Origin of the sequence: Neolewinella antarctica (assembly GCF_011927835.1) — a bacterium.
Taxonomy (GTDB): Bacteria; Bacteroidota; Bacteroidia; order Chitinophagales; family Saprospiraceae; genus Neolewinella; species Neolewinella antarctica.
In genome coordinates this window covers 817,057-835,956 of record NZ_JAATJH010000002.1, presented here as the reverse complement: position 1 = coordinate 835,956, position 18,900 = coordinate 817,057, and the positions used below count along the sequence as shown (strand labels likewise).

Below are 18,900 nucleotides of genomic sequence, written 5' to 3'. Positions count from 1 at the left end.
AACCAGGTTCGTATGCCGTGGCGCAAGATTGATAGTATGGTAATTGGGCGCGGACGCGGGTGCAGGGTTCCTGCCGTGCAGCACCTAAATGCCCATCACGGTGACGGTCTAGCTTGCACGACCAAGCAGTGTGTACCCATTATCCCTGCGGAGTAGCAAAGCGTAACTCCCCAAATAACTACTACGGCGCGCAAAACTCGCCGATGACACGCTTACCGCTCTTCATACACGCGCACGTAATCGATGGTCATCGTCTGTGGAAAGGGAGTAGCGTCCACTGGGAACCCGACGTAATTACCACCGACGGCCACGTTCATGATAATGTAAAAGGGATGATCGTAGACCCATTCCCCCTTACCATCATCTGCCTCTTCAGTGTCTTCCTTCGTAATCCGTTGATACAGAAAGTCGTCCACGAAGTAGTCGATGTAATCTTCGCCCCACTCGATCGCGAAGATGCGAAACTCAGCATCAAACCGACCATTTTCCAAGGTATAATCCGCGGTTATGGCCTGACCGGCGGAATAACCGGGTCCGTGTACGCTTCCGGCAATCTTGTTGGGCTCCTGCCCACGCAGTTCCATGATGTCAATTTCTCCGCACTGCGGCCAGGGCATCTCGTTACAGTTATCCCCCAGCAACCAGAATGCCGGCCAGATGCCCGGTCCGTAGGGTGTCTTCAGCCGTGCTTCGAACCTACCGTACGCTTTCGTAAACAGCCCTTCGGTCTTAATTCTTGCCGAGGTGAACTGGTCGCCGTTTTCATTATCGATCCTAATTGCAGTTAACAGCAGGTTACCGTTCCCATCCAACGAGACGTTTTCGGGGTTATCAGTATACATCTGAAGCTCGTTGTTACCCCAGCCCGCAGGGCCGTTTCCGATATCGTAAGTCCAGTTAGCGGCACTGGGAAGTTCTCCGGCCGCGCCGTCGAAATCATCACTCCAGACGAGTTCGTAGGACCGTTCGTCCAGTTGCTGGTCTTCACTTACGTCGCACGCCGCAAAACCCGTAGCGATTGTTAGTATACCCAAAAAGCGACACACGGCTTTCGAGTTTATTAGTAAGGTATCCATGGTTTTTATTTTATATGGACCAACCCGAGGCTCTTCCCGCGGCGAAAGTCATTACAGTTACTTCGGCGAACAAATAAGTAGTAGCGCCCGCATTATTTCCGGAAGTACATATTATCAATGTAGACCGTTGCCGCTCCTGCGGGTTTTGCAACGAGGATGTACTGAGCTATGTTTTTCTTAGTCGTTAAGCCCGTAAAATCGGAGAGCGGAATGTCGTAGCTGATCCACTCACCCGTGGCGGGCATTGCGAAGTCAATTTGATGTTCGGCATCATCACCGAGGGTTTGTTCTCCTATACCGTTTGCCCCAAAGTCAACCAACTTGACGCTAAACGAGGTGAAATCCGCTGACCACACATCGAGACGGATGTGAGTCATTTCACTAAGATCAAGCTGATTTGCTTCGGTAGTAATTCCAACAAAGTCCAGGGCTGAATATTTCTTTACTGCGTCGCCCGCGACCATCACGTCAGAAAACTCGGCCGTAGACCAATCCGTCCGCCACGTCTCAACCGCAACGTCGTCATAAGCATCACTGAATAATGAGATCACGTCGGTAGTTGGAGTAGTCGGGGTAGGTGCGGCCGTGGATGGTCCCCCATCGCCGCCACCGCCGCCACCGCCGCCTTCATCTTTATAAAAGTACACATTGTCGATAAAGGCGGTTACTTCTCCTCTCGGCGTAGCCTCGACGATTAACTGAGCAATGTTTTTTAGCCCCATCAGGCTGGCAAAGTCACCAAGTGGAATGTCGAGGGTTACCCACTGAGCCTGAGCCGGAGTATCGAAGATCACGAATGACTCCGTGTCGTCGGCGACGTTATCGTTGCCAAGAATTCTATCGGCACCGGCGTCTACTAATTTCACTATGAAGGAAGTGAACCCAGCCGACCAAACGTCAATGCTAAAGTGCGTCATCTCGGTTACGTCAATTTGATTCATGATCGTTTCGATTCCGACAAAGTCTAAGTTGTCGTACCGCTTAGCGGCATCACCGGCAACCATGACGTCAGAAAAATCGGCTTCGGAAAAGCCTGCCCGCCAATTATCTACGGGCACGTCCTCGTAAGCTTCGCTGAACAGAGAAATTACCTGGGCGGCATCCTTTGTGGGCGTAGGTGCGGCCATATTTGGCGCAGTGCCATCACCGCCTCCACCGCCGCCGCCATCTTCTCCGGAATAAAAATAAACGTTATCTACGAAAACCGTATTCGGTATGCCGTCTGCCACATACACAATTTGAGCTAGGTTAGCGCGGGATGACAGGCCGGAAAAGTCAGCTAATGGCACGTCAACACTTATCCATTCTCGACTCTTCAATGTTGGCGCCTTAACGATGATGGAAGCCTCAGCATCATCACCTCCGCCAAATTGGTTATTTGAGCCAAAATCGACCAGTTTAACTGTAAAGTCAGCCTGTTCGTCAATGTCGTCTGGCGTCCAAATGTCGATGTGCATTCGGTTAACACCCGTTGCGTCGATTGTTGGGTTCTTAAACTCCGTACCAACGAAATTTAATTGCGAGTAACGGATAATGTCATCGCCAGATACCTGAATTATCTCAGATTGCGTATCAGAGTCGGTCCAAAAGCCATTATAAAAATCTATCGTTTCGTCCTCATATTGGTCACTAAAAATTGAGATGACGTTATCCGCCGTAGCGTCCTTGTCCGGTGTTGGAGCAGCGGTAGAAGGACGAATAGCAATTCCGCTTCCTCCGATCGTGAGTGAGCCCACGACCTCATCACCACCAAGCGTGGCCGTGATTACCGCGGTACCCTCACCGACAACCGTCACTACTCCCGCTTCGCTTACGGTGGCTACATCGGGGTTTGAACTGGTGTAGGCAAAGGAGGAAGATGATACGGTAACGATCTGGTTCGTACCGTCGGGTAGGTTGTAAATTGCAGTACCCGTGGCGGTAAACGTGGCACCGGACTCGACCGACTCTTGCCGGTCCTCTCCACCAAAAATGAGGGAACTTAGCTTGACGACCGTTCCGACGTTCTCGAATTTAACCTCATCGAGCCAAAAGGTATACCCACGGTCGTTTTCCGGCGCTTCGGAGAAGTACAACATTCCCTTTTCCATGGTCAATTTGGCGGGGTCCGGAATGGGGATATAGTATTTTTTCCAGTCCGTGTTTACTGGTACACCGGATATGGACGTCTGGTAAACATTTGCACCGAGGTCATTAGCGAAACCAAGCACATCAATGTTGGCCGCCTTCGTAGCTTTTGCCCAGAACGTAAGCGCATTATAACCGGACAAATCGCGGCCCGACTCCAAAAAAAATGTCCCCCCCGCGTATGACCCTAGCGCGTCCCCGGCATCGGGGACAGAGAACTTCATGGAAGTCGTCCCCTTATACTTGGTCTCCGTATCTACGTCGAATGCCGTGGGCTTCGCACCGGCAAAAACGGCGTATTGCAGCCCGCCGGTGAAACCGTCGATGAAGACGTCACCGTCAGTCGGAAAGGTTGCGGGCTGTAATTCTTCTAAATCCCTTTCGCAGCTAGCAAATAGTAGCATTAACAGAGATAAGGACAGCAGTAAAGGCCGGTGTATATTTAAGTATTGCATGGATAGTTACGTTTGGTCGAGCCACCCGCTACGGGAGCGCTGACGGGAAGGCTTACTGAAAAATATTAACGTGGAGGTAGGTACGAATCTCCCACTCGTTACCGTCGTCGAAGCCAACGGCCATCGGGTCACAGACGAACTCACCCGCTTCGAGCGAGCGGGACGGACAGTACCGGGGGGAGAATTGGTTCATGGTTCGGTAGGTACCACGAACACCGATCTGCGTAGCGGGTAGCTCAAACCATTTTGGCGTGCCGAGGGTAGTGGACAAGTCCAGCATCAGTTGGTGGGGGAAGGTGAGGTTGAAATCCCGGTGGTAGTCATAAGGGCCCCAGTCGTTATTCTTGTACATGGCCGTCAACTTCACTTGCTTATAAAGCATGCGGACGTCAAATCCGGACCGCTCGATCTTACGGGGGTCGGAACCGTTCGCCTGGGCGGTACCAGTATATAGGTTAGCAATGATGCCCCACTCGGGGGTAATCTTGGAAACGATGCGAGCGTGAGCTTCCCAGAGGTCTTCGGCCGGCGCGGCACCGGGGAAGGGGAAAGTCGTCCGGCCGTCCGGCAGAATACCGATGGCGGCGTCCTGCGTAGTGGGCAGGTGGCGGAACACGAAACCCGCGCTGGCCGCAAATTTGGCGTCTTCCGCCCGGTCGCTGTCCCAGGCGTACATCCAGGTGGCGGGGGTCGGGTCGTAGGTGAATAAAATCTCCCCCGCAACCGTTTCCCGGTTATCGCGCACGGAAAACGGATCGTCGAAGATGTTTCGTGGGCGCCCCGGAGCCGCGACGTCGTCGGGGATCGGGCCTTCGATGGGTTGCTGCCACATGAAGTTGGGTGCGATGGTCAAGTCGCCCATCAAAAAAGTGAATCCACTGAGCACACTGTACTGATTACCGACGGAGTTACCCCTGAGTCGCCAACCGGTAAAGGTGGTCGTGTAGTCCGCACCGCCGTTAGCGACGAGCCCCATGGCGGCGGCCTGTGCGTACCAGTTGACGGGGCCTTTGGAGTAGGTCACTTTCATTTTACCACCCCACATGTCACTACCGTCGATCTTGTCCTGGAAAGCTTTGGAACCATCGACGTCAGGCCGGTAAACTTGAAAAATACGATCTTCCAAAGGCTTTCCGCCCCACATAGCCCCAGCTTCAATGCCCAGGCCACCGATCGTGGTCTCGCCTACTAATGTCGCGCGGCGCGTTTTAGGCATCGGGATGGCGAACGAGCTTTCCGTAGCGCCCCGTTGTTCGAGGTCCTCGTGGAAAATACCCGTCAGTTTCACTTTTCCGAATTCACGCCCGTAGCGGACCAAAAAAGCAGGATTCGCTCCCCACCAGAGTTCCGGACCTACGGCGATATTAAGTCCTTTGAACATCTTCTTGCCGTCGATCTCGACGCCCAATGGTGCATTACCGTTGTAGATATCGATGTTAGGACCGTAGTTCGCTTCCGGGTAGAGACCGAACAAATCGCCTTCGTAGCCCCAGTGGTAGTGGCCCGTCCGGTAGAAACCACGTAGGTCGAACTGATCGCCCGTCCAGTTGATTTCCGTGCGGTAGACGGCCAGACGGTTGATGTCATTGAGATCCTGCGGGCCATTGGTAACGGTGTTGATGTTGACGCCGCGGCCCCGGTTCTCGTAGAATACTTCGTTGATGGGGTTTTCGGCTACGTTGCCCAGGATGTTGAACTGTACTTCCGCCGAAAGATTAGCCGTTGGCTGGGCCTTGAGCCCCACGTAGAAGGACTGCATGTGGTCGAAGCCTAATTCGTCGGGAAAGCGGACCAGATCCGGGTCGGCATCCCTGGGTGTAGCGATTAATTTTCCGCCGGTATTGAAAGTGGTAAACTCAGCGGAGAGTCGGCTAACCTGAATTTTTCCAGTGCGCTGCTGCTCCATGGCGGCCTTGTCGCCCCGTGCTTTGAGTACGGCATCCTGGAGGTTGATGGTGGAGAAGTAGGTGTTGAGGTTTTCCTCGGAAGCGTCGTCGCCGTAAGGATCGAAGCTGTGCGCGCTCTGGAGGGCGTAGTAAGCAGCCCGTGGGTAAAGCTGGTAGAGACCCCGCTCGTTCGTCGGCCCCTTAGCGGCAATACCGAACCATTCCTCGTTCATGTTATTCTCCCCTTCTTCGTGGTCGAAGGTGTACCCGCCGTTGGACCAGGAAGCGTTATTGTTGTGTACGTCGAGAAAATCCGTTTGCCCGAACTTCCACCAACCGTCGCTAAACTGGAAGGTAAATCCGCCCAGGGAATTTTCCGCGCCGCCCACTCCGGCCGCGTTAGCGTAAATCTCTTTCCAGTTGTTGACCATGTAATAGGCCTGGCTCTTCTGGTCTTCCTGGTTAGACAGCGCGTTGAATGCATCGGCACCAAACTCGGTAAATAGGATTGGCTTGTTGAAGTCGTCTTTCACCTTCTGGAAGGCATCGCCGAAAGAAGCCCCCCGGTACATGTTCGTACCCAGGATGTCGACGTCCTTACAGGCCGCTACAATCAGTTCGAGGAACAAAAGATCACCGTTACAGATGGCTACCGGGTGGGTGTCGTCCAGCGACTTCATCTTTACGGTGGCTTCGTTCATCAACTCGTACATCGCCTGCGCGCGCTCCGTCGATTTGCGGTCCTCGATGGGTATGTCTTCGGTCTCGGCACCTCCCCAGAAGAGGCCGTAGTTGTTTTCGTTTCCTAGTAGATATAGTAACAGCCCGGGCGTGTTCCGGTACTGAGAGACCATCTCGATCACTTCGGCCATCAGGAATTCCTGGGTTGCCGGGTCGGAGTACTCGGTATTGGCGACCCAACCGCCGTTGATCGTCAGGCCGTAGCGGCCGAAGGAGTGGTTCAGCATGGTGTAGATGCCGTGGCGCTCGTAGATGTAGGTAATCCACTTGGCGGGGATGCCGGTGTAGACGCGAATGGTGTTCACGCCCATATTGCTCAGTAAGCCCATCTCGTCGTCGAGCGCGGCGCGGACGATATCGTCCGGCTGGTTCCAGAGGCTGTAATTGAAATTGGTGCCGATGGGAAAGTAATCCCAGTTCATTCCGTTGATCATCATCTCCTTACCGTCGACCGTGAGCGTGAAGGAACCGCCATCGTTGCGAACCCGGACGTCGTTGGACTGACCAGCAAGCAGGAATGGGAACAAGAGACCTATGATAATTAAGTAGTTGCTTCTGGGCATATCCGCGGGATTTTGTACAATGGTGTAAGGGCAAGAAACCAATTTAGCTACCAAAAGGAGTCGTCGACGGAGGCTTGCTGCTGGCCAAAGTAAGCACGACTGCAACCGATTGCCCCATGAAATTAACACTTTCTTTTTTCCGTTGGCTCAGAACAAAATTTTATATACGACCTGCGAATAGAATATTATACGCCTTGCCGAAAGCACTATGCAGTTACACATCTTCTTTATTCTGATACACGTATCATAATTCAGCAACCTGTTTTACCGTAATTAGTCACCATATTTGGCTCGTTAGTAGCTGCCCCCGTCAACCCGGCACCCGTCCCGACTAAGTCGGGACGCCCCCTCGACCAAACAATTGATCCGGGGAATGATTACTTCAACCATGCGCTATAATCAATTCGGTACCACCGGCTACAACATCTCTAAAATTACCCTCGGCACCATGACGTGGGGGGAGCAAAACACCGCCGAAGAGGGTTACGAGCAGATGGATTACGCCATTGAAGCCGGCATCAATGCTTTCGACACGGCGGAATTATACAGCGTACCGAGCCGCGCGGAAACGCAAGGGTCGACGGAACGGATCGTCGGGCAATGGCTCCAAAAAACGGGGATGCGCGACCGGATCTTCCTGGCCACCAAAATCGCTGGCCCCGGTAAGATGGCGCGGCACATCCGGGGTGGCGACCTTGGCTTTAGCCGACGCCAAATCAACGACGCCATCAAGCTAAATCTCGATCGGCTGCAGACCAATTACTTAGATCTCTACCAACTCCACTGGCCCGCCCGCAGCGCCAACTTTTTCGGCAAACGTGGCGTCCAGAGCATCAAAAACGACCGGTGGGAAGATGACTTCCTGGAGATTCTCGAAACAATGGCCGAGCTAATTAAAGCCGGCAAGATCAAGCACTGGGGCCTGAGCAACGAGACGCCATGGGGTGTGATGCGTTTACTCCACCTCGCCGACGTGCACGGCCTGCCCCGCCCGGTCAGCATCCAAAATCCTTACAGCCTGTTGAGCCGAGGGTTCGAAGTCGGTCTATCCGAAGTGTGCCTACGCGAGAACATCGCCGGCTTCCCCTACTCTCCCCTGGGCATGGGCCGCCTGACGGGCAAGTACCTCAACAAGACGGAACGCGAGGATGCGCGCCTACACCAGTTTCCTCAGTTTAGCCGCTACAATGGCGACAATTCTCTCCACGCCACCGAGGAATACGCGGCGATTGCCAAGAAGCACGGTTTGAACCTGACGCAGATGGCCCTAGCCTTCGTCAACGACCGGGATTTTACCCAGAGCACGATTATCGGTGCGACGAGTATGGCGCAACTGCGGGAGAATGTGGAAAGTATTGACGTGCGGTTGTCGGAGGAGGTGATGGAGGAACTTGAGGGGGTGCAGGGGCGGTATCCTGATCCGGCGGTTTAGGAAGATTAGGCGGTAGGCGGTAGGCGGTAGGCGGTAGGCGGTAGATAATTGATCAAGATTATAATTTTCGCCCTACCGCCTACCAGCCTACCGCCTACGTTCCTACCGCCTAATTATCTACCGCCTAATTCTTCACGCAAACAAGTCATCGTACAATTCCCGCACCGTGCTGATCGTAACGATCTTGATGCTGTGCCGATCCGGGTCGAGGCCCTTTACGTTGTACTTACTGACGTAGATGGAGCGGAAGCCTAAGCGATCTGCCTCCTGAATGCGTTGCTCGATGCGCGTCACCGCCCGGATTTCCCCGGAGAGACCCACTTCCCCGGCGAACGCGACTTCCGGTGAAATCGTCACGTCCATCGCAGAGCTAAGCAGGGAGGCAATGATGGCCAAATCGATCGCTGGGTCATCCACCTTGAGGCCACCGGCGATGTTCAGGAACACATCCTGGTTACCGAGTGGCAGACCCGCCCTTTTTTCTAAAACGGCCAGTAGCATGTTCAGGCGCTTGGGGTCGTAGCCGGTCGAGGTTCGCTGGGGTGAGCCGTAAACGGCGGTTGAGACCAAGGCTTGTACTTCGATGAGCATCGGCCGCATACCCTCTAACGTCGCGCAGACGGCCGAGCCACTCAGATCTTCGTCGCGTTCGGAGAGGAGTAATTCGCTAGGGTTGGAGACTTCCCGAAGACCGGTCGCTTCCATTTGGTAGATGCCCAATTCGTCCGTGCTACCGAAACGGTTTTTCAGGGTTCGTAAGATGCGGTAGGTGTAGTTGCGGTCGCCTTCGAACTGGAGGACGGCGTCCACAATGTGTTCCAGCAGTTTGGGGCCGGCAATGGAGCCTTCTTTAGTAATGTGGCCAATCAGAAAAACGGGAATGCCGGATTCTTTGGAAAACCGCTGGAGCTCGTGGGAGCACTCCCGAACCTGGCTGACCGTACCGGCCATGCTATCCACGTGGGGGCTAGCGAGGGTCTGGATGGAATCGACGATGAACAGGTCGGGCTTGATGGCCGCGGCGTGTTTAAGGAGTTTGTGAGTGTTCGTTTCCGTGATCAGGTAGCAGTTAGTCATGTCGCCACCGAGCCGATCGGCGCGCATCTTGATTTGCTCCTCACTTTCTTCACCGGAGCAGTAGAGCACTTTTTTACCGAGGCGCAGGGCTAGCTGTAACAGGAGGGTCGACTTGCCGATCCCGGGTTGACCACCAAAGAGGACGATGGAGCCGGGCACGATACCGCCGCCCAGGACACGGTTCAATTCGCGGTCGGGGGCGATCAAACGGTCTACCTCCCCGGCCACGACTTCACTGAGGGCAACCGGTTTGGGACCTTTTCCCATGGGGCCAATGCCATCGCCACTCGCCCGGGAGGCAGCCCCGTCGCCGACGTCGCGCCAGTCCGGTTTATCGTTGAGGCGTTCGTTTTTGGACTTGACGACTTTTTCCTCGATCAACGTATTCCACTCGCGGCAACTCGGGCACTGGCCCATCCACTTGGGCGATTCGGCACCGCAGCTGCGGCAGAAGTAGGCGGTTTTAGTTTTAGCCATGTTTTGTTTTAATCTGCTGTTATGAGGTCACAAATATAAACATTTTGGCGCATTTCCAAGCCCTCGTTTACTTCAGCAACCGTCCACTGTTTTGTGGCCGCTGCGGCGAAAAGCGAGGCTACTCTAGATAAGTAAATTAGGTCTAAATGCGCCTTATTGCTCGCTACTACGAGTTTCTGATCAGCCCCTAACTCCACGAGGGGAGGCTGATTTTGGCAAATAATCCGCGCCCGCAACGCACCGAAACGTTAAATTTTGGCAGATAACGCCCCTCAAACGTTCATATGTAGAATTATCAACCTATAAATTTGGTTCATTGGCTCAGCTCAGAGTACATTGCGACTGTATTTATTGAGTTAATAAGTATACTGTCAATGCGGACTATATGGAGTCCGTTCTTTTGAAACCATTTTTCGTCCTTCCTAATTTACACTAGAACAACACAAACACTTGGCTACTGAAATAGCCGTACACTAGTACTTACTACTCTTGATCGTGCTTCCGTTAGTTTGACTTAATACCTTAAGTCGGCATCTCGATGGAGCGCATCCGCTACAATCAATACTCTTTGACTGCGGCGACCTCTTCAGGACCGTTTTGTATTAGGCACGCTTTTAAAAAGTCGCTTATTCCGTCGCATCTCACCTTCTGCTCCTGCGTGAGCTAAGATTCGATCTGATATCCTTTGTTCCGTTCGTGGTGTAGCTAGCAAGTCGAAGACCTTTACTTCTTTCTTAGCAACAACACATACAACATGATTTTTTCACTACTTCATTTTCCCGGTACCCTGACTCATCAGCAGTCAAATGACTTTAAGGAGTTATACCCGCAACCGCTTCGGGCGCAGGTTGAAACCTTTAAGCTACCTCTCTTCCCCACGACCGAACCCGCTCATGACGAGCAGGACATCCCACTCGATGACCCCACTCTGGCTACCCTGAAGCGAGTCTTCGACGTTCTCTTCAGTGCCTCCGTGCTGTTATTCATTTTCCCCGTTATGCTGCTCGTCATCGGCTTTCTGATCAAGCGCGACAGCCCGGGGCCAATCTTCTACCGCCAGAAGCGCACGGGCCACAAGAATAAGACCTTCAGCATGTGGAAGTTCCGCACCATGCGCGTCAACAAACTTAGCGACACCGTTCAGGCAACGTCGGGCGACAGTAGAATTACCAAGATCGGTGCTTTTCTGCGCAGCTCGAGCCTGGATGAGTTCCCCCAGTTCATCAACGTCTTCATGGGTGAAATGTCCGTCGTCGGCCCCCGGCCCCACATGGTCGCGCACACTACTTACTACAGTTCACGCATCGAGAATTACTTACAGCGCCACGACATTAAACCTGGCGTAACCGGTTTGGCGCAAATCAAAGGCTTCCGTGGGCCCACGGAAGAACTGTGGAAAATGGAGCGCCGTGTTGATTATGATCTCCAGTACCTCCGCGATTGGAACTTCTTTCTAGACTGCAAGTGCATTCTTAAGACGGTAGCAAACGTAATGGGTGAAGAGGAGAACGCACTCTAAGGGTGCTCGGTATTTCGCTCCCGCCTCCCACCAGTGGTATTTCCCACACGGGCTAATGCCTGAGTGAAATAGTTAAAACTTTACTCGTCATCCACTGGTGAATTAAACAATCCGGTCCCGGCTTCGCCGGGGCCGGGTTGTTTGTGTAGAATCCACCCGCTCACGAACTGCCAGCGACCGCAATCGGTGAGCTAACTTTGCGCCGATGAAGATCAATTACCGTACGGTTGCCTACGCTGATTTAACCAACCGCCAACTCTACGCTTTACTCCGCTTGCGTGCCGAAGTATTCGTTGTGGAACAGAGTTGCCCCTACCAGGATTTAGATGACAAAGACCAAAACTCCCATCACCTCCTGGGCACTACGGACGATGATCGCTTAGCCGCCTACACCCGCTTGGTTCCAAAAGGAATCTCTTACGCTGATTACGCAAGCATCGGGCGGGTGATTACCGCACCATTCGCCAGGGGCAAAGGCATCGGCAGGCCGCTAATGCTGGAGTCCATCGCATCCCTCCAACGGCTCTGGGGCGGTCAACCCATCAAGATCAGTGCCCAGGCCCACCTGCAAGCCTACTACAACTCCGTTGGTTTCGTTGGGGTTGGCGACGAGTACGATGAAGACGGTATACCCCACCGCGCGATGCTATTTAACCCGCAGCGGTAGTAAAATTTGGCACGGACGCCATTCACTTATTGCCCCGCCAAACCGCGTGGAATGGTGCATAGGTGTCGTCAGGGCCGTTGAATAAAATACCATTGGGAGCGCCTCATCCACTGCCTTAGGTACTGTAACGCACAGATGGGAATCTTGAACCGCGTTACACGGAAGCCGGGCTAAAAGTCGACCAATTACCAGCTAAAAGTAATCACGGGAGTAAAACCCGCCCCCGAACTTTATTGTAGTCGCTTCACGAATCTGAAATCAACTATTTATCCTTAATATTTCTCCATGCAGCCACTAGCCGAACGAATGCGCCCCACTACGCTCGACGATTATGTGGGCCAGACTCACCTCGTCGGCCCGGGGGCGGTGCTACGCCGTGCCGTTCAGTCGGGCCGCCTGCCGAGCTTCATCCTGTGGGGGCCACCGGGTGTTGGGAAGACGACGCTCGCAAAGATTATTTCCAGTCAGCTCAACGTGCCCTTCTACATGCTATCGGCAATTAATTCCGGCGTTAAGGACGTGCGGGATACGATCGACAAGGCCAAGCGGGGGCAGTTTTTCGACCGCGCCAGTCCGATTCTTTTCATCGACGAGATCCACCGTTTTTCCAAATCGCAGCAGGACAGCTTGCTCGGGGCGGTCGAGGCGGGCACGGTCACGCTCATCGGGGCTACCACGGAAAATCCGAGTTTCGAGGTCATTCCCGCCCTGCTGAGCCGTTGCCAGGTTTACGTTCTCGAGCCCCTCGGCGCGGATGATTTGCGCGGCATGGTGGACGGGGCGCTGGCGCGGGATGCCGTGATGAAGGGCAAAGCAGTGCGGGTGGAAGACTACGATAGTTTGCTCCGGTACTCCGGGGGAGACGGTCGTCGCTTGTACAATTTACTGGAACTCGTTACGAACGACGCCGGACCGGGCGAGGAGGTGGTCATCACCACCGAGCTGATCAAGGCCCGTATCCACTCTAACCCCACCCGTTACGATAAGACCGGCGACCAACATTTCGACATCGCATCGGCCATGATCAAGTCCATCCGGGGTTCCGACCCGAACGGTGCCGTCTACTGGCTCGCCCGGATGATCGAAGGTGGTGAGGACGTCAAGTTCATTACCCGTCGGCTCATCATTTCCGCCTCGGAAGACATTGGACTGGCCAACCCCAACGCATTACTGTTGGCGACAACTACCGCGCAGGCCGCGCAAATGGTTGGTTTCCCGGAAGCTCGTATCATCTTGTCACAGGCCACCATTTACCTCGCCACCAGTCCGAAATCGAACTCTAGCTACGCAGCCATCGGGGCCGCTCAGGCAGCCGTCCGCACAACTGGCACCTTGCCCGTCCCCCTGCACCTGCGCAATGCGCCCACTAAACTAATGAAACAACTGGATTACGGTAAGAACTACAATTATAGCCACGATAACGCAGGCAATTTTAGTGCTCAGGAGTATCTACCGGATGAATTAAGTGGAACGGCCTTTTTTGTCCCTAAACCCAACAACCCTACGGAACGGACGATTCTGGAACGTTTGAAGCAGTGGTGGGGTAAGAAGTATTACTAACTGACCTTGCGCAAGCAGATTATGCCACATAGACACAAAAGTGTAGGGAAGAGATATTGTTGCTTGGCTAAAAGAGCGGTTCCCGTGCTTTCGTGCTTTGTTTCACTATACTTTGTGGTATGTGACAAAAGTTCCGCGTAATATCAATTAACAATTGCGACTGCAGGTGCCAAGGCGCTACGTATTTGAGATTAATTAATAAGAAAAGCCCCCCGAAACCAAAGTTTCGGGGGGCTTTAAAGTGAGGAAGTAAGGATTACTTCTTCATAAACTTAACCGTCATCGCACGGCCGTCCGCCACCACGAGGGCGACGTAGAAACCCGGCGCGTACTGACTCATATCGAGTTCAATTCGTTCTGCATTAGGCATCCACTGACCGATTTGCTGACCAGCGATGCTGTAGACCGTGACACTTTCCATCCGTTCGGGAGCCGTAATGGTCATCCGATCAATTGCGGGGTTAGGGAATGCCTCCAAGAGCCCTAGCTCAGGAGTTCCGTTAGTGCTGGTTATGTCGTTGTAGAAATATACATTGTCGATGTAGACCGTTCCCATTCCCGTAGGAAATCCGGAAAGGATGATCTGATTGATATCAGTTTTGTTGATATCCTGGAAGTTAGACAGTGGAATATCAAGGCTTACCCACTGACCTAAATCCGTGACGGAAGTAGTATCCTCATACTCAGTATCTGCGCTTGCGCCACCCGAGCCATCTCCACCAAAGTCGACCAATTTAATGCGCAATTCCGTAAGGTTTGGCGTCCAGTAGTCAAGGTGCATGGTATTCATGTTGCTTGCTTCCAGATCGATTGGCGTACTGGTCGTCTCAATGCCGATAAAGTTCAAGTTAGTGTACTTTTTGGTCGCGTTACCATCAACCTGAATGTCCTCAAGTTCACCATTGCTAAAGCCGGCGCGCCAGGTATCAACCGAGACGTCCGTGTACGCATCGCTAAACAAAGAGATCACGTTAGCAGCATCACGCGTGGGGGTCGGGGCTGCCATCGTGGGAACGTTGTCATTACCACCACCAGTATCTCCAGCCATCATCACGTCATCCCAGTAGTACGTAGCAGCTTCGGTTGGTTCTGCTCCGAAATTGAAGAAAACCGTCAATTTATTGTAGGTTGATGCGTAGTTCACCGCAGCGGTAGGGTTACCATTGTTCGTTGCGGAGTTCTTGAAGTCGAAAGACAAAGTTTCCCAGGTACTGTCAACGGTAGTGAGGGTCTCTGTCTCCACGGTTACCGTCGGGTCGTTGGAATTTTCAATCTTCATACGCACCGGAACGCCGGCGGCCGGTGACCAGACGCGCATGGTAATGACGCTAGTGGACTCCGTAATCGGAATGCGGGTAGCAAAACCAGGTGCGGGAGTGCCGGCTGCGGAGATAGTCGTACCGGCGAAAGTCGCACCGCCAACATTTCTGATCGTCTGCGCAACCGTGTTGCCCGGTTCTACGGGGTCTTCGATGATCGTGGACGTCGTACCATCAAAATCAATTAAATTATAGTTGATGTCGTCGTCTTCGAAGGTGACGGGTAAATCCACCTGTGAGGCATCATCTCCTCCTCCGTCGCCGCCGTCACCGGTCGTGCCGGTAAAGATGACGTCGTCCCAGTAATAAGTAGCAGCTTTGGTCGGCGTACTGTTGAAGTCAAAGAAGATCGACAGCTTGTTGTACACCGCAGCGTAATTCACCGCTGGCGTGCCCGTGGCTGCATTTTTAAAATCAAAAGTCAAGGTGTCCCAACCCATGGCTACCCTGGTTACGGCGTTAGTTTCAACACTAACGGCTGGGGCAGCATTGTTTTCAATTTTGACCCTGACCGTCGTGCCAATGGTTGGCGACCAGACGCGCACCTGAACGATGCTTGCATCGGCGGTTACGGGAATGCGGTTCATAAAACCGGTGCTAGTAGCAATCGTTGTACCGGCAAAGGTCATCGCGCCGACGGGCTTTGTGGATTGGACAACGGTGTTGTCGCTGTCTTCCGGGTCCTCTACGATCATGGATTCGGCACCGCCGAAATCGCCCAGGTCGTAATCTATGCTGTCGTTCTCAAAAGTGACCGGGAAGTCGACTTCCGACAGGTCGTTGCCACCACCGGTGTCATCGTTCATTTCAGCGAGCATGACGTCGTCCCAGTAATAGGTTGCGTCGAAATCACGCGATGTGTCGAAGTCGAAAAAGATGGTGAGCTTTTCGTAGGAAGAAGCGAAATTAACCGCGGCGGTGCCGGCGGCCTGATTGCGGAAATCGAAGGAGAGCGTGTCCCAGGCCATGGCTACCGTCGTCAGCACTTGCGTCTCTACGCTTACGGTGCTTTCGGATGCATTCTCGATTTTTACGCGGACCGGTGTACCCACGGTTGGGGACCAGACGCGTACCAGGATGGTGCTAGCGTCCGCCGTGAGCGGAATACGCGTAGCAAACCCAGCCGGGTTGTCAGTAACGGACGTGATGGTCGTGCCCGCAAAAGTTTTGGCACCGGAACCCTTGATGGTCTGCACGACGGTGTTGCCCGGTTGCTCGGGGTCTTCGATGAGGGTGGAGGCAGTGCCTTCAAAGTCACTTAAACCGTAATCGACGCCTTCTTCGTCGAACGTGACGGGAAGATCGACCTGAGACGTCTGCGCGAAAGCCCCAACGGAGAACAGTAGCATGAATAATAAAGTGTAGCATGATTTCATTGGAGCGAATTTATAGGTAAAAAAGTTGAGGGTGTTAATATGCACCCCCTGATTGAAAGCAACACACCCGTTGCTAGTTCAGTCTAATGCGTAAACACGCACGTAATCGATGGTAAATTCCTGGGGAAAAATAGAATCGTCCACCTCCGGGCCGCCGTAGTTACCCCCGATGGCGACGTTCAGCAGCAGGTAGAACTCTTGATCGAAAGGCCAGACAGCCTCGCTGCGCTTTTCCGGGGCAAAGGTGAACACGAGTTGGTCGTCGACGAAAAAGGTAATCATTTGCGGTGTCCACTCGGCGGCGTAGCGGTGAAAACCAACTTCGATGTCTTTGAAGCGAGTAGTTTTGGTGGAGGCGTTGTTTCCGTGATTTGCCTTGGTGTGAAGCGTCGTGAAAATCTCTCCCGGCGAGCGACCCACGTATTCCAGAATATCGATTTCACCAGCTAGTGGCCACTGCGCTTCGTCGATGTTATCCCCCAACATCCAGAACGCGGGCCACACGCCCTGGCCGGCCGGGAGTTTAGCGCGCGTTTCTATCCGACCGTACCTGAAGGACTTCTTATCCTTGGTCGTAATGCGGGTAGAGGTGTATCGGTCCCCGTGCTTGTCAGCCGTGATGATCAAATTACCGCCTTCGAGCCGGTGGTTCGTGCGGGTGTAAATCTGCCGCTCGTTGTTACCCCAGCCGCAGAGGTTAGGGCAGCCGTCGCCGAGTTCGTAGTTCCAGGCGGTGGTATCGAGTTCGGTACCGTTGAATTCGTCGGACCAGTGTAACGCACGATCCGCGAGGGATTCACGTAAAATCTTTGCTTCAGAACCCGCCACCCCCGCACCCGCGTCCGCGCCACTCGCTGATTTGGGGATGGAGGTGACGTTACACGCGGAAGCAAAACAGACGGAAAAAACTAACAGACCAGACAAGTATCTCATCCACTAATTATTGAAACACCCGGATGTAGTCGACCAGCATGGAAGATTCCTGGAAGTCGGGGTCGATGGCACCACCGAAATTACCGCCCATGGCAACGTTAAAAATCACGAAGAAGTCGTCGTTGAAAGGTAACGATGCGTCGTTGGGGAAGGTGTGGTACAACTCATCGTCCACGAAGAACCGGATGGTTTGCGGCGACCAAATGGCGGTGAACACGTGAAACTCCGTAGAGATAGTAGGAACCTGCGTTTCCTCCGTGGCGGCGTTGCCCCCCGAATTTCCGGGATAATGCAGGCTGGAGAATAAGGTATTTTGTCGATTCCCGATGTGCTCCATAATGTCAATCTCGCCGCAGCCCGGCCAGGTGTTCGTCGCGTAATCCTCGCCCAGCATCCAGAGCGCGGGCCAGGTGCCGCCGCCAGAGGGGAGTTGTGCCCGAATATCGATACGACCGTAAGTGAATTCAAATTTGTCTTCCGTCACCAAGCGCGAGGAAGTGAATTCCGAGCCAGATAAATTTTCACGCTTGAGCGTAATGCGTAAGTTACCGTCTTCGACGGCTACGTTCTCCGACCGATCCGTATAGAATTGAGATTCACCGTTGCCCCAGCCGTTATTGCCGGTGCCGTTGTTGTATCCCCACTTGGCGGGGTCGGGGGGGCCGTCGGTATTAAATTCGTCGGAAAAAACGGGGTTGGTGTAGTTCGTAGTGTCCGTGTCTCCGCCGCCAGTATCACCTGGCTCCGGCTTAGTGGAACTGAAGATGTGGTACCAAGCTAAGCCAGCATCGTTCGCGGGTATACTACGCACCACTAAACGACTCTCGGTAATCGAAAGAATTTCGTAAGTGTTTTGACCAATGTAGTAACTCATGAAGCCTCCATCTGTGAATTCCATCAGCGTTCCCCGGGTCTGGCCGGGAACGTCATTAGCGACCACGACGGACTCAGAAGGTAAAAAGCTCACTACCTGCGGTGTGGAGGCCGTTGTAAATTCATAGCAGAAGTCAAACCCCGCACTACCGCCGACGACGCCCTCTGAACCAGCGTTGAAGTAAGTTTGGCCAGCATTGTTAAGTTGATACAGCAACTGGTCGCCGTTGCGGGAAAAAATGAGCTCATCCTGGTAAAGGCACAGGCTCTCGTCGGCACCGTCCTTTTCAAAGGGGGCTGCCCCGTAGAAATCACCGTAGTAATTTATCCTTGCGTCGTCGTTATTCGGACCTACGCCGAGGTGACCGACTTCGTCGGCGGCCCAGTACCAGGTCTTGGTGCCGGTGCCCGTCAAAAAATCCCGGGCTTCGGGGTCGTCAAAGTTATTTACGACGGTCAATTGTTCGGTCAGCGTAGTAGCCACGCCACCGGTGCCGGAGGCGACTACCGTCACGTCGTAGGTATTCAACCCTACCACGGTGAAGCGTTTCGTAAAACTGCCGGAAGGGACAACATCGGTCGTTCCGTCGCTGAAAATAAATTTGTAAGTGATGGCATCGTCGGCCGTAGCGACAAAATTGACCAAACCACTTCCGTCACCATTTGGCATATCGGCGGACAGGCCCTGCAAGTCCGTGGTTAGCGATAAGCTGCTCGGTGCGAGCACTTCACCGAAGGCATAATCTTCCTCGTCACAGGACGTGAAGACCAGCAGAAAAAGCAAAGAAAAAAGACTGATTGAACGTCTCATGATATTAT

The 18,900-nt window shown here is 53.5% G+C and carries 11 protein-coding genes; 4 read left to right on the top strand and 7 right to left on the bottom strand.

Annotated features, from left to right (window positions below; genetic code table 11):
* Window positions 1–212: 212 nt before the first annotated feature.
* From GGR27_RS08610 to GGR27_RS08600, 3 genes are all read right to left on the bottom strand, one after another.
* A complete protein-coding gene (locus tag GGR27_RS08610) occupies window positions 213–1,076 on the bottom strand; it encodes a glycoside hydrolase family 16 protein (RefSeq protein WP_168037012.1) in 864 nt (287 codons plus the stop codon).
* A 92-nt stretch (window positions 1,077–1,168) separates the two neighbouring features.
* Window positions 1,169–3,607, bottom strand: coding sequence for an Ig-like domain-containing protein (locus tag GGR27_RS08605; protein WP_168037011.1), 2,439 nt, complete (start codon window positions 3,605–3,607; stop codon window positions 1,169–1,171).
* A 103-nt stretch (window positions 3,608–3,710) separates the two neighbouring features.
* Window positions 3,711–6,848 carry a glycoside hydrolase family 2 TIM barrel-domain containing protein gene (locus GGR27_RS08600; protein WP_168037010.1) on the bottom strand — a complete coding sequence of 1,046 codons (3,138 nt, stop codon included), beginning with the start codon at window positions 6,846–6,848 and terminating at the stop codon, window positions 3,711–3,713.
* Window positions 6,849–7,221: 373 nt separating this feature from the next.
* Between GGR27_RS08600 and GGR27_RS08595 the strand changes: the two genes are divergently transcribed.
* Complete coding sequence (locus tag GGR27_RS08595; protein WP_245184495.1) at window positions 7,222–8,280, top strand: aldo/keto reductase; 1,059 nt, start codon at window positions 7,222–7,224, stop codon at window positions 8,278–8,280.
* 132 nt (window positions 8,281–8,412) lie between these two features.
* Here GGR27_RS08595 and radA read toward each other — a convergent pair whose 3' ends face one another.
* A complete protein-coding gene (gene radA, locus GGR27_RS08590; RefSeq protein ID WP_168037009.1) occupies window positions 8,413–9,834 on the bottom strand; it encodes a DNA repair protein RadA in 1,422 nt (473 codons plus the stop codon).
* Window positions 9,835–10,588: 754 nt separating this feature from the next.
* On the opposite strand from radA, the gene GGR27_RS08585 reads away from it, so the two are divergent.
* The 3 genes from GGR27_RS08585 (at window position 10,589) to GGR27_RS08575 (ending at window position 13,580) form a co-directional block, all read left to right on the top strand.
* Window positions 10,589–11,353, top strand: a complete 765-nt coding sequence (locus GGR27_RS08585; RefSeq protein WP_168037008.1) for a sugar transferase — start codon at window positions 10,589–10,591, stop codon at window positions 11,351–11,353.
* A 205-nt stretch (window positions 11,354–11,558) separates the two neighbouring features.
* Window positions 11,559–12,020 (top strand): GNAT family N-acetyltransferase, encoded by a 462-nt coding sequence (locus GGR27_RS08580; protein WP_168037007.1) that lies wholly within the window; start codon window positions 11,559–11,561, stop codon window positions 12,018–12,020.
* A 285-nt stretch (window positions 12,021–12,305) separates the two neighbouring features.
* The gene (locus GGR27_RS08575) at window positions 12,306–13,580 is read left to right on the top strand and encodes a replication-associated recombination protein A (RefSeq protein ID WP_168037006.1); all 1,275 of its coding nucleotides are present in this window, start codon (window positions 12,306–12,308) and stop codon (window positions 13,578–13,580) included.
* 256 nt (window positions 13,581–13,836) lie between these two features.
* On the opposite strand, the gene GGR27_RS08570 is transcribed toward GGR27_RS08575, so the two are convergent.
* From GGR27_RS08570 to GGR27_RS08560, 3 genes are all read right to left on the bottom strand, one after another.
* Window positions 13,837–16,275: a T9SS type A sorting domain-containing protein gene (locus GGR27_RS08570; protein ID WP_168037005.1), complete on the bottom strand. Its 2,439-nt coding sequence runs from the start codon at window positions 16,273–16,275 to the stop codon at window positions 13,837–13,839.
* Between the two features lie 78 nt (window positions 16,276–16,353).
* The gene (locus tag GGR27_RS08565; RefSeq protein WP_168037004.1) at window positions 16,354–17,208 is read right to left on the bottom strand and encodes a glycoside hydrolase family 16 protein; all 855 of its coding nucleotides are present in this window, start codon (window positions 17,206–17,208) and stop codon (window positions 16,354–16,356) included.
* Window positions 17,209–17,215: 7 nt separating this feature from the next.
* Window positions 17,216–18,892: a family 16 glycosylhydrolase gene (locus GGR27_RS08560; protein ID WP_168037003.1), complete on the bottom strand. Its 1,677-nt coding sequence runs from the start codon at window positions 18,890–18,892 to the stop codon at window positions 17,216–17,218.
* Window positions 18,893–18,900 lie beyond the last annotated feature (8 nt).